Consider the following 22925-nt stretch of genomic DNA (forward strand, 5'->3'; position numbering starts at 1 on the left):
GTGGTTCCTTCAATTTTTATATCATCATAAAACAGCAACAGAGGCCGTCTGAAACTTTTCAGACGGCCATCGACTCCTTTCCCTGTTACACATTTTCAGGTAAAGGCAAAAAAGGTTCGATCGCTGGGAAAAGCTCGCGCTCCTCAAAGCGCGCATGATCGCGCAAAGTGACAGCAAACTCCTTATTCCATGATTCATTCATATATTCAGGATGCACCATCATCGCGCGTAATTTGGCATGATCGCCTTCAAAACGCTGCCGCAACGCAGGGTCAATTTTATCCCAATACGGCGCAAACATGGTTTCCTCTTCCAAAAAATGTGGCTCAAGCTCAATAAAATGAGGCTCCAGCTCCGCCTGATGGCTTTGATCGGGCGTACGCAGAAGACGGACGCACAACGACAGCGAGCCATGATGTTCGCGGGAAAGTTCTATTAAGGCAGGATGGCGTTTCAAGGGCTTCATAAGTTCGTTATAATGGTAACAGTTTGTCAAACTGGATTAATTCAAATGTTTCAGATATTATGAAACCCAACCCCACATAAAGTCAAACAGCCCCTCTCCAAACACTACGCTTTTGACATATAATAAAAATATCTAAAGAGCCAGCCATGTATCTGACCCAACATACCGATTACGGATTGCGCGTATTGGTTTATACCGCCATCAACGACGATACCCTCGTCAATATCGGCACCATTGCCGAGACTTACAATATTTCCAAAAGCCATTTGATGAAAGTGGTTACCTCATTAGTCAAAGGCGGTTTTCTGGTCAGTGTGCGCGGCAAAGGCGGCGGTTTACGCTTGGCAGACAATCCTGAAAACATCAATATCGGTGCAGTGGTACGCCATCTTGAGCCGATGCAGGTCGTCGAATGCATGGGCGATAACAACGAATGCCTCATCACCCCATCCTGCCGACTGACCGGTATCATCACCGGCGCCATCAAAGCCTTCTTTAATCATTTAGATCAATATTCACTACAAGATCTGCTGGACAAGCCGACTTACGACATACTTTATACACCGCGCATCCCAATCAACGAAATACGCGGAACGGCCGACTAAATCTTCAGGCCGTCTGAAAACAATCCAGCCATACTGAAATGGTATTACTTAAATAATTAAAAATACCGTCTGAAATGACGATTTTCAGACGGCATTGGTTTACAAAACACTCTACAGCTTAAATAGCTGACTTTCATTCGATAGGTTAATTTTTATACTAAATATGTCGAATATAAGACAATAGAAAAACCTAAAATAAGAATAATCATAGCAACCGTAAAATTTATTCTTAATATTTTCAGATAAAATTTATTGGATATTTTTTGCATTCCAAACAGTATCTTGAAAAATTTTAATTGCATACTTCTATGAGTAAATAGATATTCAAAAAAACCTATATCCATCCCTTCTGATTTTAATATTTTATATAGCATTACTAGATTAATTATAATTGCAATAAAATACAAAAATACTAAACAAAACAGAAAATAAGGCAATAACTCCACCAAACTACTCCTTCTTTTTTAAAAAGAATTTTCCCTAAAAAACATATTGGACGACATAACCAATTGCTATTGTCGACATTATATTCCAATCTTTCGCAAACCAATAAATACAAAAATGCCCGAAGCCAAAAGCCTCGGGCATTTTTAATATTTGGTGGGTCCGGTGGGTTTCGAACCCACGACCAAGGGATTATGAGTCCCCTGCTCTAACCCCTGAGCTACAGACCCGTCAAGAGTAGATGCGGATTATAGCATAACTTGTTTCTTGTTCAAGATACCGGGCCAATGTTTCAGACGGCCTGTTGGTTTTCTATTCGGGTATTATGCCGATATGCCCAATGCTTCCCAAACTTTCAAAGCGTCCGATGTTGCTTTGACATCGTGAACACGGATGATTTGCGCTCCTCTAGCCACTGTGGCCAAAGCGGCTGCGACGCTGCCGTGTACGCGTTTGGCGGCATCTTGTTCGCCTGTCAGCTCGCCAATCATACTTTTACGCGATACGCCGATCAGAAGGGGGAATCCGGTTGCGTCCATCAACTCAGGCAAATGTTTTATCAGTGTGATGTTGTGTTGCAGGTTTTTGCCGAAACAGAAGCCGGGGTCTAGCGTGATACGTTCAGGGGCAATGCCTGCTTGAACGCATTCTGCCGCGCGTGCTTTTAAATAACGCGCGACTTCTTCGACGACATCTTGATATTGCGGATTAAGCTGCATGGTTTTGGGCAAACCCTGCATGTGCATGAGACACACGCCTGTATTAGGCTGTTGCGCCAGCAATGCGACTGCGCCTTCATCACTCAATGCGGCAACATCGTTGATAATATCGACGCCGCCTTGCGCCAAGGCTTTTTCCATGATTGCCGTGTGGCGCGTGTCCAAGCTGATGGGAACATTCCACTTGGCGACTTCCGCCAAAACCGGCTGTACCCTGGCCCATTCTTCTTCTCCGAGAGAAACATCATCCGAACCCGGGCGCATAGATTCGCCGCCGATATCGAGAATATCCGCACCGTCTTTCAGCAGTTGCTCGGCATGTGCCAATGCTATTTGGACATTTTGCGAATAGGTGCCGCCATCGGAAAATGAATCGGGGGTCAGATTGACGATGCCCATGATTTTCGGTTTGTCTAAGGCGATTTCAAATCGGCCTGCCTGCCAAATGTGCGTGTTCATAATGCTTCCATTGATGAAATAATAGGATAGAGGCCGTCTGAAACTTTTCAGACGGTCTTTAGGTTTTGACTTCAAAACAGTAAATTACATTCCGCCGTAATTTGGTCCGCTCGCGCCTTCGGGACAAATCCAAGTGATGTTTTGCGTCGGGTCTTTGATGTCGCACGTTTTGCAGTGAACGCAGTTGGCGGCATTGATTTGCAGACGCGGGCTGCCGTTTTCTTCGACGATTTCATATACGCCGGCCGGACAATAGCGGGTTTCGGGCGAGGCGTATTCTTTGTAGTTTACGTCTATCATGACTTGCGGATTTTTCAGCACCAAATGGTCGGGCTGGTTTTCTTCGTGCGCGAGATTGGCGAGGAAGACGCTGCTTAAGCGGTCGAAGGTTAATACGCCATCGGGCTTCGGATAGTCAATCGGCTTGCATTCGGCGGCTTTTTTGAGCTGCTCGTTGTCTTTGCCGTGATGTTTCAAGGTCCACGGGGCTTTGCCTCTGAAAATCATCTGGTCGATGCCGGTATAGATTGAGCCGAGGTAAACTCCCCATTTAAATGACGGACGGACATTGCGCGCGGCGTAAAGCTCTTGATACAGCCAGCTTTGTTCAAAGCGTTGCTGATAATCGGCCGCTTCTTTGCCGCTGTCGAAGCTTTCCACTTCTTCGAGGTTTTCCAACATAGGGAACACGGCTTCTGCGGCGAGCATGGCGGATTTCATCGCGGTATGAATACCTTTGATACGCGGCATATTGAGGAAACCCGCCGCATCGCCGACCAAAACGCCGCCTTTAAACGAGAGTTTCGGCAGGCTTTGCAAACCGCCTTCAATCAGCGAACGCGCGCCATAAGCGATACGGCGGCCGCCTTCAAAGGTTTTGCGGATTTCAGGATGGGTTTTGAAACGTTGGAACTCTTCAAACGGCGACAGATAAGGGTTTTGATAATCCAAACCGACCACAAAGCCGACAGCAACTTTATTTTCGTCAAAGTGATAAATAAACGAGCCGCCATAGGTTTTGCTGTCCAACGGCCAGCCTGCGCTGTGCATGACCAAACCGGGCTGATGTTTTTCAGACGGCACTTCCCAAATTTCTTTAATGCCCAAGCCATAAGTTTGCGGCTCGCTGTTTTGGTCGAGTTGGAAACGTTCGATGACTTGTTTGGAAAGCGAGCCGCGGCAGCCTTCGGCAAATATGGTTTGTTGCGCCCAAAGCTCCATGCCGGGCTGGAATGAATCGGTCGGTTCGTCGTCTTTGCCCACACCCATATTACCGGTCGCAATGCCTTTGACCGAACCGTCTTCGTGATACAGCACCTCGGCAGCGGCAAAGCCCGGATAGATTTCCACGCCCAAATTTTCCGCCTGCTCCGCCAGCCAGCGCACGACTTCGCCCAAGCTGGCAATATAGTTCGCATGGTTGTCGAAATTCGGGGTAACCGGCAGGTTGAACGCTTTTTTCTCGGTCAGGAACAAAACCCTGTCCTTCGTCACTGTACGCGTCAGCGGCGCGCCTTTTTCTTTCCAATCAGGAATCAGTTCATTCAAAGAAATCGGATCGATGATGGCACCGGCAAGCGAGTGCGCACCGGCCTCCGAACCCTTCTCCACCACGCAAACGCTGATTTCGCGTCCATTCTTTTCGGCAAGCTGCTTGAGTTTGATGGCGGCAGACAAACCCGACGGGCCTGCGCCGACAATCACGACATCGTATTGCATACTGTCGCGTTCGATGGTTTCTGTCATAGCGGTTCCTGTATTGTCATTATTCAATTTAATCCGCTAATTATACAGCCTGGACATATAGTTACCAAATACAACAAAAGGCCGTCTGAAACTTTACTCAAATTTCAGACGGCCTTGACTGTATTCAAAAGATTACTGCGCTTTGGTTTCCGTTACAAAACCGATTTTGCTGATACCGGCTTCGCGCGCCGCTTGCAGGGCTTGGTTGACGTAATCGTATTCAACCGCTTTATCCGCCGCAATCGCCACAATCACATCTTCGTTTTTCGCTTTGGCTTCTTTCAGCTTGGCAGTTACCGTTGCCAAATCCACTTTGGTATCGGAATCGCCGCCAACGATATAAGCACCACTGGCATCAATGCTCAAACGCAAAGGATCTTTAGGCTGCTGCTTATCCTCTTTCGCCGCTTTTTCCGAAGCAGTCGGCAACTCCAAAGGAATCGAGTGGGTCAGCACCGGCATGGTAATCATAAATACAATCAGCAACACCAGCATCACGTCCACCAAAGGTGTAACGTTGATATCCGACATCGGCGCATCATCGCCGGAATTCATTGATCCGAAAGCCATGATTTAATCCTTTTGGTTCAGAAGGCGGACATGCAGGTCATGTGCAAATGCGTCCATATCTTGCGCGATGGTTTTTGTACCGCGATTGAGGAAGTTGTACGCCAATACAGCCGGAATCGCCACAAATAGACCGACAGCAGTTGATACCAAAGCCTCACCAATCGGACCGGCTACCGCAGCAATGCTCATTTGACCGCTTTCGCTGATGCCGATCAGGGCATGGTAAATACCCCAAACAGTACCCAACAGGCCGATAAACGGAGCGGTTGCGCCGATAGAGGCCAATGCAGTCATACCGTAGTCGAACTGACGCATGGTTTGTGACATGCTGTTGCGGATGTGAACGACCAAGTATTCATTCAAAGGCAATTCGTCAATCAGCGATTTGCTTGTCGTTTGGCGGTAGTTTTGGTATGCGCGCAGAGACTCATCGGCAACATTGCTCATCGGTGCTTCTACCGCTTTGGCTTTTTGTACGGCATCGGCCAGCGTAAACGCATTCAGCATCAACTCTTTTACCTGAGCATTGCCTTTTTTCGCTTTGCGGTATTTGATGCAGCGGATCACGATAACGCTCCAAGTCACTACGCTCATCAACAACATCAGGACAAATACACCAATCAGTACCACATCACCTGATTTGAAAACTAAACTTAAATCCATAATCTTTCCAAGTTAAAAATAAAATTAAAATTTCTATCGGGTCATTTAAAAATATTTCCCAACAGCATATATTTTCCAATCAATCAGCTTAGTCCTAGATACTTATTCAAGCGTGAATTTGACAGGTACTTTAAATTCAGTCCAAACACTTGCATGACAGCTACCATCTTTAACGGCTTTACGCGCTGCATTATCCAGACGACTATAACCACTTGATTTATTCACACTAATTGAATCCACTTTACCGCCGGGACCAACCAAGACTTTCAAAACGACCAAGCCCTCTTCACCATTTTCAGTGGACAGTGAAGGATACGGAGGTCTTGGAATATGGCAGGTTCCTTTTGCCGGATTGCCTTTACTGCTGCCGGCACCTGTACCGCTGCCACCACCTCCGCCACCGGTACCGGAGCCATGTTCGCCTTTCGCACCACCGCTGCCGGATCCGCTGCCTTCGCCACGGCCGCTGCCTGTACCTTTCGTACCGCCGCCGTTGCCTTTTCCCTCTCCGCCCAAGGCTTTTCCTTCGCCGTTGCCTTTACCGTTTTCAGCAGTATTCGGCCCGGTTTTGTTTCCTGAGTATTCAGATGCTTTGGGAGATGGTTTAGGTTCTGCCTTCGGCTCTGGTTTCGGTTCAGGTTTTGGCTCGGGCTTCGGCTCAGGTTTGGGTTCCGGCTTAGGCTCGGGCTTAGGTTTCTCGATAGGTTTCGGTTTTTCCTTTTGCTGTACGATATCCGCTTTTTCTTTTTTCGTTACCACAGGTTTGATAACAGGTTTGGGCGGCTCGACAGGCTTAGGTTTGGGTTTCGGCTTGGGTTTCGGTTGTTCTGGGGTAGGCTCGGGGGCGGCAGGTGCGCCTTCACCCTCAGGACTACCGTCGCCACCGCCGAAATCGCCCAAATCGACAAATTCAATATTCGCCATTTCGACAGGAGGCGGTTTGTGCGCGTGCCATAAAAGTGCAACCAGGCCGACGTGAATCAACGCAACGGAAGTCACGACGGCTGGAGTTAAAATTCGTTTTTTATCCATAATTCCGTTATGTTAATAGCAACAATTCCCGTTTGCAAGTCGTTTTACAGTCAAAATAAGCATTAATGCTTATATAGAAAGTTTATAGACCTGCTGTTTTAAAGGCTGCATATCATAATATGATATTAGCTCTCATTACTAATATTATCAGACAAAAGGTCGTTTTAAAAGATAAGCGGTAAGACAGAACAGCCTATTCTTCCGGCGTTTATGCTATCCGCACATCAAACCAATATCGAAACCTCATCAGACCGATCAAAATTCAAATGGTTTCAAATCATCTGTATTTTTTATCCATAAAGCATCAGGCCGTCTGAAAACATTCTTTCAGACGGCCTGATTCAAACAAAATCATTTTTTCCGTTTCGCCCTTGGGTGCGCCTCATCATAAACGCGCGCCAAATGGTCGAAATCCAGCTTTGTATAAACTTGCGTAGCAGAAAGGTTGCTGTGCCCCAACAATTCCTGTACGGCACGGATATCGCCCGATGCCTGCAAAAGATGGGTTGCATAGCTGTGGCGCATCATGTGCGGCGAGATATGGCTGGCACTGCCCACGCGCACTGCCCACGCCTGCAGGCGTTTTTGGATTTGACGTTGCCCCAGCCTGCCGCCATTTTTATTAGTGAACAAGGCCTGCTCGCCCTCTTTGGCAATACGCACTGCCAAATAATCACGCAATGCCGCAATGCTTTTAGCCACCAAAGGCACTTGCCGTTGCTTGCCGCCTTTACCATTCACACTGACCCAACCTTCGTCCAAAACGATACCGTCCAGATTCAAACCTTGTATCTCGCTCAGGCGTAAGCCGCTGCCATACATCAATTCAAACATGGCCTTATCGCGCACGTCCAACTCGTCATCAACCGGCGCATGGTCAAGGATATGGTTTAAAGGTTCTTGCGGCAGCGCTTTGGGCAGGCGTTCGGGCAGGCGCGGCGCTTTCATATTAAATGTCGGGTCGCTTTCCATAACTTCTATCTGCACCAGCCAACTGCAATACTGCCGCCACACCGACAATTTCCGCGCCAAGCTACTTTCGCTTAAGCCCTTTTGCGACAGTTTTTTCAATACCGCCACGAAATCACGGCGCGTCGGCAGGCCGTTTTCAAGATTATCGGGCAACAGACGCATCAATTCACTCAAATCGCGCCGATAAGCGGAAACGGTATGCTCCGACTTACCTTGTTGCAGCAAGGTTTTTAGATAGCGTTCAAGATGAAGCGCAAAATGGTTTGATTCCGCCATTTCAGACGGCCTCCAATGCCGTTTTCAATGCCGAAGGCAAACGGCAGACACGCTGCTTGCCATAATCGAAACACACCATGCCTGTCTGCACTTTCGCCAGCACAAGGCCGTCTGAAATCCTGCGGATACGGTACAACAAAGAAAATCCCACTCCGGCCACGCCCGCCGCCCCCATTTCTACCGACAGCTCATCGCCATGATGACCTTGCGCCAAATACTGCACCGCCGCATCCGCCATAATCAGGCCTGCCCCTCCGGCATCCATTTCACTCCAACCCAGCTTCGCCAGCCAACGCATCCGTACTTCATGGCACAAACGCAACACCGCATCGTTCGCCAGATGGCCGCCATAGTTCACATCGCCCACCTGCACCGTCAAGGCCGTCTGAAACAAAGGCTTATCACACTCGGCCACCGAAATCCTATCCATTTTGCACACCCGTTTTCAATACTCTCCCATTATAAACCGAGACCCTGTTCGTTAATATATAAAAACAATGTAACAGCTTGTAGTCTTTCATTTCAAAAAACATTATAATTTATCGGATAAATTTACCCTTCACTACCTCAGGAGCTCCTCATGGCACTCGTATCCATGCGCCAATTATTGGACCATGCTGCCGAAAACAGCTACGGTCTGCCCGCATTCAACGTTAACAACCTCGAACAGATGCGCGCCATCATGGAGGCGGCCGATCAAGTCAACGCCCCCGTTATCGTTCAAGCATCCGCAGGCGCACGCAAATACGCAGGTGCCCCATTCCTGCGCCATCTGATTTTGGCCGCAGTCGAAGAATTCCCGCACATCCCTGTCGTGATGCACCAAGACCACGGCGCATCTCCTGATGTGTGCCAACGCTCTATCCAACTGGGCTTCTCCTCCGTGATGATGGACGGCTCGCTGATGGAAGACGGCAAAACCCCTTCTTCTTACGAATACAACGTCAACGCCACCCGTACCGTCGTTAACTTCTCCCACGCTTGCGGCGTGTCCGTTGAAGGCGAAATCGGCGTATTGGGTAACCTCGAAACCGGCGAAGCCGGCGAGGAAGACGGTGTCGGCGCAGTGGGAAAACTTTCCCACGACCAAATGCTGACCAGCGTTGAAGATGCCGTACGTTTCGTTAAAGATACCGGCGTTGACGCATTGGCTATTGCCGTCGGCACCAGCCACGGCGCGTACAAATTCACCCGTCCGCCCACAGGCGATGTATTGCGTATCGACCGCATCAAAGAAATCCACCAAGCCCTGCCTAACACCCACATCGTGATGCACGGCTCCAGCTCCGTTCCGCAAGAATGGCTGAAAGTCATCAACGAACACGGCGGCAAAATCGGTGAAACCTACGGCGTACCGGTTGAAGAAATCGTCGAAGGCATCAAACACGGCGTGCGCAAAGTCAACATTGATACCGACTTGCGCCTCGCCTCTACCGGTGCCATCCGCCGCTTCATGGCAGAAAACCCATCCGAATTCGACCCGCGCAAATACTTGAGCAAAACCGTCGAAGCCATGAAACAAATCTGTCTTGACCGCTACCTCGCATTCGGTTGCGAAGGCCAGGCTGACAAAATCAAACCGATTTCTTTGGAAAAAATGGCAACCAAATACGCCAAAGGCGAATTGAACCAAATCGTTAAATAATCCGTATCTCGGATTCACACTAAGGCCGTCTGAAAACTTGACAATAAGGTTTCAGACGGCCTTAGCTTTTTGGAAATTTATAGTAAAATCTTCCACCGACTACACATCAAAACACATCGAAAGCAAACATGAAACTCGCCGTTATTTTGCCGGCCTATTGTGCCGAAGCTTATTTGCCCGAATGCTTGGATTCGGTATTGAATCAAACATTCCGCGACTTTTTCGTCATCGCCATCAACGATGCTTCAACAGACAAAACCGGTGAAATCCTCGAGGCTTACGCAGCCAAAGATTCACGTTTGCAGGTTTTCCACCTTCCTGAAAACAGGGGCGAGCCGTTTGCCTGCCAATTTACCATGGATATGCTCAAAGACGTAGAAGTCGAATATGTGGCACGAATGGATGCGGACGATATTTGCGCCTTGGATCGTTTTGAAAAACAAATTCAATTCTTAGACAGCCATCCCGAAATCGATATTGTCGGCAGCCAAGCCACCGTCTTTTTTGATGACCAAACCGGAAGAGAACCTGTTTTAAGCGACCTCCCCCTGCTCGACAAAGACATTAAAGCCTTTCTCTCCTTTGCCGCCCAAAACATGTTCAACCCCACCACCATGTGGCGGCACGACAGCATTAAAAACCTCGGGATAAACTACACCGCAACAGAAACCGCGCCCGATTTCCATATGTGGGTGCAATGCGCCCTACATGGCAAAACCTTTGCCAACCTGCCCGAATCTTTGTTGTCTTACAGGATACACACAACTCAAGAAAGCAAAAAAAGAGACAAAATCAACCGATCCGTCCAATACACCATGGAGTTGTGGATCAGTCATCTCTTCCCTGATTTGAACGCGACGGAAGTAACGCTCTTAAGCCGCATCTTGTACGAAAAGCAACTGCGCTTGACCACTGAAGAGCTGAAAACCATTTTTGCCGCTTATGACAGAATCAGCAAAGACCGCAGCATTTCATTGTTTGGCGAAGACCGCAATACGATGTTCGACATGATAGACAATTTCTTCAATTTCTTAAAAAGCCGGTTGAAATTCACTTAAATTATAAAAGGCCGTCTGAAACCTCGTTTCAGACGGCCTTTATCTATTTCAATATCAATCTAAATCAGAACAAGCCGTGAATCACGCCTTCTGCGTCCACATCAATTTTCTCGGCAGCCGGAACTTTCGGCAGACCCGGCATCTTCATCATATTGCCGCACAAGGCAACAATGAAGCCCGCACCGGAAGAAACGGTAATGCCGCGCACGGTAATGCGGAAGCCTTCAGGGCAGCCCAACAGTTTGGCGTTGTCGCTCAAAGAATATTGGGTTTTCGCCATGCAGACCGGCATTTTGTCCAAGCCCAGTTTTTCCAGTGAAGCGATTTCGGCAGACGCTTCCGCGCTGAAATCAACATCTTCCGCACCATACACTTTTTGGGCAATCGCACGGATTTTGTCTTTAATGCTCAACTCAACATCGTAGGCAAACTTGAAGTTATTCGGTTGATTTTCGATGGCGTTGACGACTTTGTGCGCCAAGTCTGCACCACCCGCGCCGCCTTTGCCCCATACTTCGGTCAGAGAAACTTCAACTCCGTGTTCCGCACAGGCTTTTTCAATCATGGCCAACTCGGCATCGGAGTCGGACACGAAGCGGTTGATGGCAACCACCACAGGCAGGCCGAATACGTTTTTCAGGTTGGAAATGTGTTTCAAGAGATTAGGCAGACCTTTTGCCAAAGCGTCGAGGTTTTCTTCGCCGAGGTTGGCACGTTCTACGCCGCCGTTGTATTTCAACGCGCGGACAGTGGCGACAACGACAGCCGCATCAGGTTTCAAATCAGCCAGACGGCATTTGATGTCGCAGAATTTTTCCGCACCCAAATCCGCGCCGAAGCCTGCTTCGGTTACGGCATAATCAGCAAGGTGTTTCGCCAAACGGGTGGCCGTTACGGAGTTACAGCCGTGGGCGATGTTGGCGAACGGGCCGCCGTGTACAAAGGCCGGAGTGCCTTCGATGGTTTGCACCAAGTTAGGCTTAATCGCATCTTTGAGCAATGCCGCCATCGCGCCATTCGCTTTCAAATCTTTGGCATAAACAGGACTGCCGTCTTTGGCATAGGCGACAAGGATGTTGCCCAAACGCTCTTTCAAATCGCTGATGTCTTTGGCAAGACAGAATACCGCCATCACTTCGGAGGCAACGGTAATGTCGAAACCGTCAGGACGCATCACGCCGTCAATAGGTTTACCCATGCCGTCGATGATGTTGCGCAACTGACGGTCGTTCATATCGACCACGCGACGCCACAGCACACGTTTCGGATCGATGTTCAACTCATTGCCTTGATAGATATGGTTATCAAGCATGGCGGCGAGCAGGTTATTTGCCGCACCGATGGCGTGAAAGTCGCCGGTAAAGTGCAGGTTGATGTCTTCCATAGGCAAAACTTGGGCATAGCCGCCGCCTGCCGCACCGCCTTTAACGCCAAACACCGGACCCAAAGAAGGCTCGCGCAGGGCAATAACCGAGTCTTTGCCGATATGGCGCAATGCGTCCGCCAAACCGATGGTTACAGTGGTTTTACCCTCACCCGCAGGAGTCGGATTAATGGCGGTCACTAAAATCAGACGGCCTTGTTTTTGCGGCAGCTTGAATGCCTCGGCAGGATTGATTTTGGCTTTGTAATGACCATAGGGCTCGATGTTGTCAACGTTCAAACCCAGCTTGGCGGCAATTTCACCAATCGGGCGCATGGTGGAAGACTGGGCAATTTCAGCATCGGTTTTGAAGCTCATGATTTTCCTTTATTGAGAGAGGGAAAGGCCGTCTGAAACAATATAATAAAGACGGCTGGAAGAAAAAGAATATTAGTTCTATTATAGCGTTTTCCAAAGACAAACCGCAGTGAAAATTTCGATATCTCATCAACAAGCGGATTCATATTGTCAACAATTTGAAACAAAGGAATAAAACATGAGCAGCAACGCATGGCTGTTTTGGGCATTGGCATCGGCAGGCTTCGCCTCATTGACCGCCATTTTCGCCAAAATGGGTTTACAGGGTATAGATTCAGATTTCGCCACCTTTATCCGCACCTTGGTCATCCTCGCCGCTTTGGTATTGTTTTTAACCTACACCGGCAAATGGCAGGGCGTGAACGGCTTTACCGGCCGCAACTGGACATTCCTCATCCTATCCGGCCTCGCTACCGGCGCATCTTGGCTCGCCTACTTCAAAGCCCTGCAACTGGGCAACGCCTCGCAAGTCGCACCCGTCGACAAATTCAGCCTGGTCCTGGTCGCCCTAATGGCCGTTGTTTTCTTAGACGAACGCCCAAGTACGCAGGAATGGATAGGCTTAGGCTTGGTAACGGCAGGTGTATTGACTTTGGCGTTGAAGCGATAATATATTGATATTTAATAAAAAATTTAAAACAACTACCCAAACGCATACAGATGATCTGATACGATGGCAACATTAGCCTAACAAAAACTAAGCAGGTTCCTAACTTTCCAGCATCTCGGAGAGAATTAATATGAAAAAAATTATACTATTAGTCTTGATGTGTATTCCTTATTTCACCCATGCTGCACTACCTGATAGAAGCAATGCCAAACATAACGGACTCAATATTCAAGAACTATTTGATAAACTTGATATTCAATTTAAAAAATCTACAGATCTAAACAACATTAGAGTAGATACATATACTTACAAAATAAATGCGTTTTTTGATAGGGACAACAAGAGTTATCGACTTCTCCACTACCATTTACGAAATTGGTGTGAACAAAACCACGGAGTTTGGTCATCTGACCTCCCAAATATAGAGACCTACCCAAACTCTGAAGCAGTGGTTTTCCCATCTTTAACTTTTACAGGATATAACTCTTTCGTAAATGTTTCTTGCTCAGGCATAGATAATACCTCTATAACTATTTCTTTTAACACTCAAGAAATCCATATGACCGAACAAGGAAATAATTTGCTAGAAGCCAGAAAGAATCTAAAGTTACAAGAAGAAAAAGAACAGCAGCGTATTTATCAAGCAAGGGAAGAGTGCATCAGAGAACCCCAGCTAAAAATTGAAAAACTTCAAGAGCGGTTAATATCCTCATGGAGGAAAAACCTTAAGATTGGTGATACTATCAACGGTATCAACTTAATCATCAATACAAAAGGTAAGGATTTAGTTGAGATACAAAATCGCTCTAGTGGTAAAAATTACTGGTTTAAACGAACTGAGATACATCCATCAAGACAAATACAAAATGAAATAGACAAACTAACCCTACCTTTCAAAAACGCAATTGCTGATTGCAAGAAAAATCTCTACTAACCCTATTCTTCTATAATTCTTTTAGAGGCACATAATGAGAACCATTAAATTTGTTTCCCTATCTATTTTTAGCATTATGCTTAGTGCTTGCTCGGCTACGGATCCTGGATTATTTAAAACAAACCAACCTTTAACGCTTGAACACAGTGAACTTCACGATAATCTGCATTTACCATTTGGCGAATTTAGCAATAAATGGCTGCCGATTGGTGCTGTAAACCAAACCGCACAGCAAATCTCGAAAGCTTTATCATACCTATCCACAAGCAGAGAAACCCTGGGAGTAAAAAATGGAGAGCGGCTAGAGAACTATGCCGCAACAGATAGTTATGGAAATGACCGACATATCATTCAAAAAGCAAAAGACACCTTTCAGGCATGGTGTACACATCATTCGGGTGAAATTGGCACACCTAACACCTACCAAGAAAATTATATAAACCAGGTAATGGTAAGTAAAAATACCCCATCATCAGGAATGTATTACGAACTTAGCGATGCCTATAGTTGCACCAAAAATGGAAAAGTTGTTGCCACACTAGCTTATTCTGAAGGTGAAGTACAAGGTCTTTCCAGTAATTATACTTTCCCTAGTGTCTTGATTTTTGTAAAAGACTGGAATAAATAACCCGCCAATAACAAAAAAGGCTGTCTGAAAAATTTCAGACGGCCTTTGCTTTGCTTCAAACAATCAGCTCACAATTAATTTGAACCGACTTTGATTTTTTGCCACAAGTTGACGGACAGTTTTTTCGCATCCGCGCTCATTTGAGGCATGACGAAACCGTCTTTCATGTCTTGCTCGTTCGGGAAAATAGAACGTGTGTTCACCAGCTCGGCAGGCATTTTTTCGCGTGCAGGTTTGCTGGCGGGCGCGAAGGTTACGGCAATACCGTTTTTCGCAGCCACTTCGGGATCGAGCGTGTAGTTGATGTATTTGTGGGCATTGGCGATGTTTTTCGCATCGGCCGGAATCAACCAAGATTCAATCCAGAAGCCCATGCCTTTCGGAGTCAACACTTCAACGCCGACATTGTTTTTCACTTCTTCAGAACGCGCTTTGGCCAAGTTCAAGTCGCCGCCGTTACCTGCCGCCAAGCAAATGTCGCCGCGCGCCAATTCGTCAATGATGGAAGGGCTGAAACGTTTCACGTCAGGACGGATGGTTTTCAAAACTTCCGCCGCCGCTTTCAAATCTTCAGGATTCGAGCCTTTAGGATCTTTACCCAAGTAGTTCAACAAGATTGGGAACATTTCGCTCGGGGTATCCCACAAAGCGATGCCGCAAGATTTCAACTTGTTGGTGTATTCAGGTTTGAACAGCAAATCCCAGCCGTTTTCAGGCAATTTTCCACCCAAAAGCTCCCTGCCCTTCGCCGTAATCGCAATCGTATTCACACCGGAGAAGTATGGAACGGCGTATTGATTGCCCGGATCGGCGGTTTCCAACATCTTCAGCAATTCAGGGTCGATGTTTTTATAGTTCGGAATCAGATCCTTATTGATTTTCTGGTATGCACCTGCCTCAATTTGGCGCGGCAGGAAGGCAATACCGGGCACAACCAAGTCATAGCCGGATTTACCGGTCAGCATTTTGGCTTCCAGTGTTTCGTTGTTTTCATACAAATCGTAAGTCAGCTTCAAATTGTTGGCTTTTTTGAAGTCTTCGACTGTACTTTCGTCAACGTAGTTTGACCAGTTGTAGATATTCAAAGTATCGGTAGCGGCTGCCTCGGCATTGGCAGCAGGCGCGCTGCCTGCTTGAGGTTGCTCGGCTTTTTTCTCGCCACCGCCGCACGCGGCCAAAGACAATGCGGCCAATACGGCTAATACAGATTTTTTCATACGGGCAGATTCCTGATGAAAGAGTGGTTAATGTCAATAAATAAGAAACCCTGCACCCCATAAACACCTCGGCGCAGAGTTAGGCTATTGTAATGGAAACGTAAGCAAACGCAAAGCAATATCCATCTGATTTTTATTGAAATAAGGCAAAGCAACATCATCTTTTTCCCAAAAGCGTTGCACCGGCTGTCGTTTTTGGGCAAAATACGGCTGATTTGCGCGCGTTTATAGAGAAAAAGCTTGCATATAAGGAAATCTGTCTTTAAAATTGCGCGTTTACAGAATTTATTTTTCAGGAGATATTCAATATGGCAAACAGCGCACAAGCCCGCAAACGTGCCCGCCAGTCGGTTAAACAACGCGCCCACAACGCCAGCCTGCGTACTGCATTCCGTACCGCTGTGAAAAAAGTGTTGAAAGCAGTTGAAGCCGGCGACAAAGCTGCTGCTCAAGCAGTTTACCAAGAATCCGTTAAAGTCATCGACCGTATCGCTGACAAAGGCGTATTCCACAAAAACAAAGCAGCCCGTCATAAAAGCCGTCTGTCTGCTAAAGTAAAAGCTTTGGCTTAATACTGACGCAGATGCCGGAAATCCTGACAATCAAAACAGGATGAATCAAGCTGATACGATGCCCCTGAGGTCCTGCCTTTCAGGGGCATTGCCGTATTCACCACCCAAACCGACTGAATAAAACCATTTACCCTTTCATCAGGCCGTCTGAAAAACAACGGAAACTCTCATGAACAAGATGTTGAAACATTCCCTAAGTATCGGATTCATTGCCGCCGCCCCGCTGGCCGCCGCCGATACCGCCCTACACTGCACCACCATTCAAGACAACGCCACCCGTTTGGCGTGTTACGACAACATCTATTCGGCGCAACTTCCCCCTCAAGCCCCACTGCCGCAAGCGCAAACTGAAACTGCCAAAACACCGGTTGACCTCGAACAAAGCGTCCGCAAGAGCATTGAGAAAAAAGAAGCGGCCATCGTATTCGACAACCCTACCCATCCGAATATTTCAGACGACGTATTAAGCGAAACTGCCGACAGCTACACACCTTTGAGCCTGATGTACGATTTGGATAAAAACGACACACGCGGCCTGTTGAGCGTACGCGAGCACAACCCTATGTACCTCATGCCCGTTTGGTACAACAGCAGCCCCAACTACCACCCGGAATCCCCCAGTCGCGGCGTAACCACGCAGGAAAAATTCAGTGAGCAAAAACGCCTCGAAACCAAAATGCAGGTTTCCTTCAAAAGCAAGATTGCCGAAGATTTATTCAAAACCCGTGCCGACGTATGGTTTGGCTACACCCAAAAATCCGACTGGCAAATCTTCAACCAAGGCCGCAAATCCGCACCGTTCCGCAACACCGACTACGAGCCTGAAATCTTCATTACCCAACCCGTTAAAGCAGACCTGCCTTTCGGCGGCAAGCTGCGTATGGTCGGCGCAGGTTTTGTTCACCAATCCAACGGTCAAAGCCGCCCGGAATCGCGATCATGGAACCGCGTTTATGCCATGGCCGGCATGGAATGGGGCAAGCTGACCGTTATTCCTAGAGTTTGGATGCGCGCCTTCGACCAAAAAGGAGATGACGACGACAATCCTGACATCAACAAATACATGGGATACGGTGACTTGAAAGTCCAATACCGCTTCAATGACAAACAAAATGTTTATTCCGTCCTGCGTTACAACCCGAAAAGCGGACGCGGTGCCGTTGAAGCTGCTTATACCTTCCCGCTCAAAGGCAAACTCAAAGGCGTTGTCCGCGGTTTCCACGGCTACGGCGAAAGCCTGATTGACTACAACCACAAACAAAACGGCATCGGCTTCGGCCTGATGTTCAACGACTGGGACGGAATCTGATTCCCCCATATTGTTTCAGACGGCCTGTGCAATCAAAGCGGCCGTCTGAAACAATAAAACAAAACAAGCCATTCGTTTAAAATACTCGTTTCCTAGCGCCCAAACGCGTATAATGCAAAGTTTGGGCAAAACTTGCCGGAATGAAACAAAGATGACAGAAGCCGCAGCCGAAAGCGGAAAAATCGCCAAGGCTTTAAAGAAATACCTGATTACAGGCGTACTGGTTTGGTTGCCGATTGCCGTAACCATCTGGGCGATGACCTACATCATATCCGCCGCCGACAGGCTGATCAGCCTATTGCCGGAAAGCTGGCAGCCCCAGCATTTCTGGGGATTCAACATACCCGGCTTGGGCATTGTTGCCGCCACCGTTGTCTTGTTTGTTACCGGCGTATTCGCCGCCAACGTTTTAGGCAGACGGATTCTCGGCGCATGGGACAGCCTTTTGGGACGCATTCCCGTCGTCAAATCCATCTACTCCAGCGTTAAAAAAGTTTCCGAATCCCTGCTCTCCGACAGCAGCCGCTCGTTCAAAACCCCCGTACTGGTTCCCTTTCCACAACCGGGCATTTGGACGATAGCCTTTGTTTCCGGCCATATCCCCGACAAACTCAAAGGCAGCCTGCCGCAAGATGACGACTATATTTCCGTTTACGTCCCAACCACACCCAACCCGACCGGCGGCTATTACATCATGGTTAAAAAAAACGACGTTCGCGAGCTGGACATGAGCGTGGATCAGGCATTGAAATATGTAATTTCACTGGGCATGGTCATGCCGGACGACTTACCGGTTAAAGCCCTATCTGCCCAAAAACCGTCAGAAGACGGTGATACCGAACATAACAATTAAGGTCTTCTTTTTTTTCAGACGGCCTTTCCTTCTTTTTTAAATTGAACAATATAAAAAGGTGATTTTATGCGTACCAACTATTGCGGCCTTATCAGCGAGCAATACTTAGACCAAACCGTTACCGTCAAAGGCTGGGTACACCGCCGACGCGACCACGGCGGTGTGATTTTTATCGACCTGCGCGACCGCGAAGGCATCGTTCAAGTCGTTATCGACCCTGACACTCCGGAAGCATTTGCCGCTGCCGACTCTTCCCGCAACGAATATGTTTTGAGCATTACCGGCCGCGTACGCAACCGTCCTAAAGGCACAACCAACGACAAAATGATTTCCGGCAAAATCGAAATCCTTGCCAAAGAAATCAAAGTTTTGAACGCTGCCGCTACGCCTCCGTTCCAAATCGACGACGAAAACATCAGCGAAAACGTTCGCCTGACCAACCGCGTTATCGACTTGCGCCGTCCTGCCATGCAACGCAACCTGCGTCTGCGTTACCAAGTCGCCATGGGCGTTCGCCGCTACTTGGACGCGCAAGGCTTCATCGACATCGAAACACCGATGCTGACCCGCTCCACTCCGGAAGGCGCACGCGACTACCTCGTACCAAGCCGCGTTCATCCGGGCGAATTCTTCGCTCTGCCGCAATCTCCACAATTGTTCAAACAACTGTTGATGGTTGCTGGTTTCGACCGTTACTACCAAATCACCAAATGTTTCCGTGACGAAGACTTGCGTGCCGACCGTCAACCTGAATTCACGCAAATCGACTTGGAAACCTCGTTCTTAAACGAGGATGAAATCATGGACATCACCGAAGGCATGGCCAAACAAGTCTTCAAAGATGCCTTGAATGTAGATTTGGGCGACTTCCCACGCATGCCTTACTCTGAAGCCATGTTCTACTACGGCTCTGACAAACCGGACATGCGCATCAACTTGAAATTTACCGAATTGACCGATCTGATGAAAACGGAAGAATTCAAAGTCTTCCGTGGTGCAGCCGACATGAAAGGCGGCCGCGTAGTCGCTCTGCGCGTGCCTAACGGTGCAAAATTCAGCCGCAAAGAAATCGACGAATACACTAAATTTGTCGGCATCTACGGCGCGAAAGGTCTGGCATACATCAAAGTAAACGATGTGAGCAACCTCTCCAACGGCGAAGACAGCGGCCTGCAATCTCCAATCGTCAAATTCCTGTCTGAAAACGCCCTGAAAGAAATCATTGCGCGTACCGGCGCGCAAAACGGCGACATCATCTTCTTCGGAGCAGACAAAACCAAAGTCGTAAACGAAGCCATCGGCGCATTGCGTATTAAAGTCGGTTTGGAACACGGCAAAGACAACGGCTACTTCGTAGACGAATGGAAGCCTTTGTGGGTTGTCGATTTCCCAATGTTCGAATACGACGAAGAAGCTGACCGCTACGTTGCCGTACACCATCCGTTTACCGCACCAAAAGAAGGTCATGAAAACCTGATGGTTTCCGACCCTGCAAACTGCTTGGCCCGTGCCTACGACATGGTATTGAACGGCTGGGAAATCGGCGGCGGTTCTATCCGTATCCACCGTGCAGACGTACAAGAGAAAGTGTTTGCCGCGCTGAAAATCAGCCCTGAAGAGCAACAAGAGAAATTCGGCTTCCTCTTGGACAACCTGAAATTCGGTGCGCCTCCTCACGGCGGCCTTGCATTTGGCCTCGACCGTCTGGTTACCCTGATGACCGGTGCAGAATCTATCCGCGACGTGATTGCCTTCCCGAAAACACAACGTGCACAATGTCTGCTGACCAATGCACCTAATGTGGTCGACGACAAGCAACTTCGCGAGTTGAGCCTGCGTCTGCGTCAGAAAGCAGTTGAAACAAAAGAAGCATAATTTACCGGCTTAACCTTTAAAATATCAAGGCCGTCTGAAATTTTTGAAATTTCTTTCAAATCTTTCAGACGGCCTTTCTACATTTTGGTCGTTTATATATAATCAACCCGCAAACTGTTTTATTTTAAACGTTTTCTTTAATGACGTTAGAGTACAAAAAACAACCGTTTGTAAGAAAAACAAACAAATAGACTTCGCAAGCAATATCATAGCTGTTATAACAATAAAGGAACCTGACAATGTTTCTGATACTAATTGGGCTGATACTGATTTTTTTTGTTACTTTGTTTATTATTACTTCTATTATTCATAAAAAACAGTTCGCCTACGACACACACCAAGATTATAACTATCCCTCCCTTCCCTCTACCGCGCATGCCACCCTCAAAGGTGGCAGCCTGACTTTGCCCGCCACTATCAGCGGGCAAGATACCGTTATTGCCAAAATCCGCATCAAATCGACTTGGGCAGGATTGCTGATACTGCCTTTTGTTGAAACCATTTCATCTAAAGGCAGATGGAAGCAATATTTCGAATACGGCGCAAAAGGCGTGCGCTATATCAATCTGAGCGACACCTTCTCCGACAGCGACAAAACCATCCGCCTGGAAGGCAAATACCTGTCCTTGCCAGATCAAGAAATCGAACTCTCTGTTTATCCGCGTGAAAACCTCGACGGCAAAAAAATCCTTGTCCTCGCGCCTCATGCTGACGATGCTGAACTCAGCGCATACGGCTTGTACGAAAAACACGCCGCCAATTCAATGATCTGCACTTTAACCGCCAGCGAAGGCGGCAGCTTCCACTATGGCAATCTTTACAGCACATGCGACTTCGACACCCAGGCACAATATCTGCAAAAAGGCCGGATGCGCGTTTGGAACAGCCTAGCCGTTCCCCTTTTGGCCGGCGTGCCGTCTGAAAACATCCTGCAGCTGGGCTACTTCGACAGCACATTGACCGCCATGCGCCAAAATCCGGAAAAAGAGATTAAATCGACCAAAATCGATACGACCGATGTCGATATTTTCCGCAGTGCCAATACCTCCCCATTGGCGAAACATCTCAAACCCGGCTCGACTTGGAACAGCTTGGTAGACAACCTTGGCTATCTGATAGAAACGTTCCAGCCGGATATTATCGTGACGCCGTCCCCAAATATTGATACGCATCCCGACCATCAACATACTGCGCTGGCCGCCATCGAAGCCCTGCGTAAAATCGATTACCGCCGCGGCAATCTGTTTTTGCACACCATACATTATCTGAGCGACGACTTCCCTATCGGCAAAGTAGGGTCTTCCCTCAGCCTGCCGCCGCCCTCCGAGCAACCGTTTTACTTCCAAAGCATCTATTCCCATCCTTTGGATAAAGAGGAGCAAAACCGCAAACTCCTCGCCCTTGATGCCATGAACGACATCCGTCCCAATTCAGACGGCTATATGCGTTGGAGCACCATGATATTCAAAGGCTTAAACAAACTGCGACACCATGTCCTCCATCTCGACAAAGACTTGGTCAACCGCTTTGTTCGCAGCAACGAATTCTTCTATACCGTCCCCATTAGCGACTTGTACCAAGAAGAGACGCTGAAACAAATCACTTATCAGGGCAAAGCCCAATAAGCCACAAAGGCCGTCTGAAAAGATGTTTCAGACGGCCTTTATCGCACCAAATCAAAACAATAAAATCACTGCATTACAAACGAAAAACACCAAGCCCAAATCCAAATGCGGCAACCCAAGTTATAATAAAACCCTTCCCACACGTCCCACATCATCATGCCGATTTACTTCATCGCCGATTTGCACCTGAGCGAATCCCATCCTCAACTGACCGCACTCTTCCAAAAATTTATCCAAGAAAAAGCCGTTCACGCCCAAGCCGTATACATCCTTGGCGACCTTTTCGATTTTTGGATCGGCGATGACGAAAACAGCCCTTTGGTTCACACCATCAAGCAAACCATCCGCAGCCTGACCGAGCGCGGCATTGATTGCTATTTCATCCATGGCAACCGCGACTTCCTCATCGGCAAAACCTTCGCCCGCGATACCGGCATGACCTTACTGCCCGAGTACGCCGTTATCGACCTGTTCGGCACACCCACCCTGCTCTGTCACGGCGACACCCTCTGCACCGATGACCATTCTTATCAAAAATTCCGCCGTACCGTCCATCAAAAATGGCTGCAACGCCTGTTCCTGCTCCTTCCGCTCACACTTCGGCTGAACATCGCCACCAAAATCCGCAAGCAGAGCAAACAGGACAAACAACACAAAACTGCCGACATCATGGACGTCAATCCAACCTTTACCCACGAAACCGTCCAACGCTTCCACACGCCCCTGCTCATCCACGGCCATACCCACCGCGAAAATATCCACCGCAACGCCGATTACACCCGCATCGTACTCGGTGACTGGCGCGACAATTACGCCTCCATTCTCGAAGTCGATGCCGAAGGCTACCGTTTTATCGCCTTATAAAACATCAGGCCGTCTGAAAACCGGTTTCCCGATTGTTCAGAC

General features: G+C 48.0%; 22 protein-coding genes and 1 tRNA gene. 12 read left to right on the plus strand and 11 right to left on the minus strand.

What is annotated here, in order from left to right; all coding sequences use genetic code 11:
- Positions 1-85: 85 nt before the first annotated feature.
- A complete protein-coding gene (locus tag ACTHTU_RS05485) occupies positions 86-466 on the minus strand; it encodes a hemerythrin domain-containing protein (protein WP_440362001.1) in 381 nt (126 codons plus the stop codon).
- 146 nt (positions 467-612) lie between these two features.
- On the opposite strand from ACTHTU_RS05485, the gene ACTHTU_RS05490 reads away from it, so the two are divergent.
- The gene (locus ACTHTU_RS05490) at positions 613-1071 is read left to right on the plus strand and encodes an RrF2 family transcriptional regulator (protein WP_004518811.1); all 459 of its coding nucleotides are present in this window, start codon (positions 613-615) and stop codon (positions 1069-1071) included.
- A 598-nt stretch (positions 1072-1669) separates the two neighbouring features.
- Here ACTHTU_RS05490 and ACTHTU_RS05495 read toward each other — a convergent pair.
- The 8 genes from ACTHTU_RS05495 to ACTHTU_RS05530 all read right to left on the minus strand — a co-directional run bounded on the left by ACTHTU_RS05495 (position 1670) and on the right by ACTHTU_RS05530 (position 8382).
- A tRNA-Ile gene (locus ACTHTU_RS05495) sits at positions 1670-1745 on the minus strand.
- A 93-nt stretch (positions 1746-1838) separates the two neighbouring features.
- Positions 1839-2693: a dihydropteroate synthase gene (folP, locus tag ACTHTU_RS05500; RefSeq protein WP_440362002.1), complete on the minus strand. Its 855-nt coding sequence runs from the start codon at positions 2691-2693 to the stop codon at positions 1839-1841.
- Between the two features lie 84 nt (positions 2694-2777).
- Entirely contained in the window at positions 2778-4439 is a 1662-nt protein-coding gene (locus tag ACTHTU_RS05505; RefSeq protein ID WP_440362003.1) for an electron transfer flavoprotein-ubiquinone oxidoreductase, read from the minus strand.
- 132 nt (positions 4440-4571) lie between these two features.
- Complete coding sequence (locus ACTHTU_RS05510; protein ID WP_063069342.1) at positions 4572-5009, minus strand: ExbD/TolR family protein; 438 nt, start codon at positions 5007-5009, stop codon at positions 4572-4574.
- 3 nt (positions 5010-5012) lie between these two features.
- Positions 5013-5672, minus strand: coding sequence for a MotA/TolQ/ExbB proton channel family protein (locus ACTHTU_RS05515; protein WP_049332314.1), 660 nt, complete (start codon positions 5670-5672; stop codon positions 5013-5015).
- A 102-nt stretch (positions 5673-5774) separates the two neighbouring features.
- A complete protein-coding gene (locus ACTHTU_RS05520; RefSeq protein ID WP_440362004.1) occupies positions 5775-6704 on the minus strand; it encodes an energy transducer TonB in 930 nt (309 codons plus the stop codon).
- Between the two features lie 351 nt (positions 6705-7055).
- The gene (locus tag ACTHTU_RS05525) at positions 7056-7952 is read right to left on the minus strand and encodes a tyrosine recombinase XerC (RefSeq protein WP_128581922.1); all 897 of its coding nucleotides are present in this window, start codon (positions 7950-7952) and stop codon (positions 7056-7058) included.
- 1 nt (position 7953) lies between these two features.
- Positions 7954-8382 carry an acyl-CoA thioesterase gene (locus ACTHTU_RS05530; RefSeq protein ID WP_049344503.1) on the minus strand — a complete coding sequence of 143 codons (429 nt, stop codon included), beginning with the start codon at positions 8380-8382 and terminating at the stop codon, positions 7954-7956.
- Between the two features lie 150 nt (positions 8383-8532).
- Between ACTHTU_RS05530 and fba the strand changes: the two genes are divergently transcribed.
- Together fba and ACTHTU_RS05540 are read left to right on the plus strand one after the other, a co-directional pair.
- A complete protein-coding gene (gene fba, locus ACTHTU_RS05535) occupies positions 8533-9597 on the plus strand; it encodes a class II fructose-bisphosphate aldolase (protein ID WP_003686828.1) in 1065 nt (354 codons plus the stop codon).
- 128 nt (positions 9598-9725) lie between these two features.
- Complete coding sequence (locus tag ACTHTU_RS05540) at positions 9726-10655, plus strand: glycosyltransferase family 2 protein (RefSeq protein WP_440362005.1); 930 nt, start codon at positions 9726-9728, stop codon at positions 10653-10655.
- Positions 10656-10719: 64 nt separating this feature from the next.
- Here ACTHTU_RS05540 and ACTHTU_RS05545 read toward each other — a convergent pair whose 3' ends face one another.
- A complete protein-coding gene (locus ACTHTU_RS05545) occupies positions 10720-12396 on the minus strand; it encodes a formate--tetrahydrofolate ligase (protein ID WP_440362006.1) in 1677 nt (558 codons plus the stop codon).
- Positions 12397-12574: 178 nt separating this feature from the next.
- On the opposite strand from ACTHTU_RS05545, the gene ACTHTU_RS05550 reads away from it, so the two are divergent.
- From ACTHTU_RS05550 to ACTHTU_RS05560, 3 genes are all read left to right on the plus strand, one after another.
- Entirely contained in the window at positions 12575-13006 is a 432-nt protein-coding gene (locus ACTHTU_RS05550; protein WP_003680126.1) for an EamA family transporter, read from the plus strand.
- Between the two features lie 130 nt (positions 13007-13136).
- Positions 13137-13940 carry a hypothetical protein gene (locus ACTHTU_RS05555; RefSeq protein ID WP_440362007.1) on the plus strand — a complete coding sequence of 268 codons (804 nt, stop codon included), beginning with the start codon at positions 13137-13139 and terminating at the stop codon, positions 13938-13940.
- Between the two features lie 34 nt (positions 13941-13974).
- Positions 13975-14568, plus strand: a complete 594-nt coding sequence (locus ACTHTU_RS05560) for a hypothetical protein (protein ID WP_107792108.1) — start codon at positions 13975-13977, stop codon at positions 14566-14568.
- A gap of 74 nt (positions 14569-14642) precedes the next feature.
- Here ACTHTU_RS05560 and ACTHTU_RS05565 read toward each other — a convergent pair whose 3' ends face one another.
- A complete protein-coding gene (locus tag ACTHTU_RS05565) occupies positions 14643-15785 on the minus strand; it encodes an extracellular solute-binding protein (RefSeq protein ID WP_440362008.1) in 1143 nt (380 codons plus the stop codon).
- A 308-nt stretch (positions 15786-16093) separates the two neighbouring features.
- Between ACTHTU_RS05565 and rpsT the strand changes: the two genes are divergently transcribed.
- From rpsT to lpxH, 6 genes are all read left to right on the plus strand, one after another.
- On the plus strand, positions 16094-16357 hold the full coding sequence (gene rpsT / locus ACTHTU_RS05570; RefSeq protein WP_002212556.1) for a 30S ribosomal protein S20: 264 nt from the start codon (positions 16094-16096) through the stop codon (positions 16355-16357).
- A gap of 169 nt (positions 16358-16526) precedes the next feature.
- A complete protein-coding gene (locus ACTHTU_RS05575) occupies positions 16527-17666 on the plus strand; it encodes a phospholipase A (RefSeq protein WP_440362009.1) in 1140 nt (379 codons plus the stop codon).
- 151 nt (positions 17667-17817) lie between these two features.
- Entirely contained in the window at positions 17818-18519 is a 702-nt protein-coding gene (locus ACTHTU_RS05580) for a DUF502 domain-containing protein (RefSeq protein ID WP_070585241.1), read from the plus strand.
- A 66-nt stretch (positions 18520-18585) separates the two neighbouring features.
- The gene (gene aspS, locus ACTHTU_RS05585) at positions 18586-20394 is read left to right on the plus strand and encodes an aspartate--tRNA ligase (RefSeq protein WP_440362010.1); all 1809 of its coding nucleotides are present in this window, start codon (positions 18586-18588) and stop codon (positions 20392-20394) included.
- 239 nt (positions 20395-20633) lie between these two features.
- Complete coding sequence (locus tag ACTHTU_RS05590) at positions 20634-22019, plus strand: PIG-L deacetylase family protein (protein WP_440362011.1); 1386 nt, start codon at positions 20634-20636, stop codon at positions 22017-22019.
- A 153-nt stretch (positions 22020-22172) separates the two neighbouring features.
- Positions 22173-22883 (plus strand): UDP-2,3-diacylglucosamine diphosphatase, encoded by a 711-nt coding sequence (gene lpxH, locus ACTHTU_RS05595; protein ID WP_440362062.1) that lies wholly within the window; start codon positions 22173-22175, stop codon positions 22881-22883.
- Positions 22884-22925 lie beyond the last annotated feature (42 nt).

It is taken from the genome of Neisseria sp. P0020.S005 (genome assembly GCF_051957055.1).
GTDB classification, from domain to species: domain Bacteria; phylum Pseudomonadota; class Gammaproteobacteria; order Burkholderiales; family Neisseriaceae; genus Neisseria; species Neisseria subflava_A.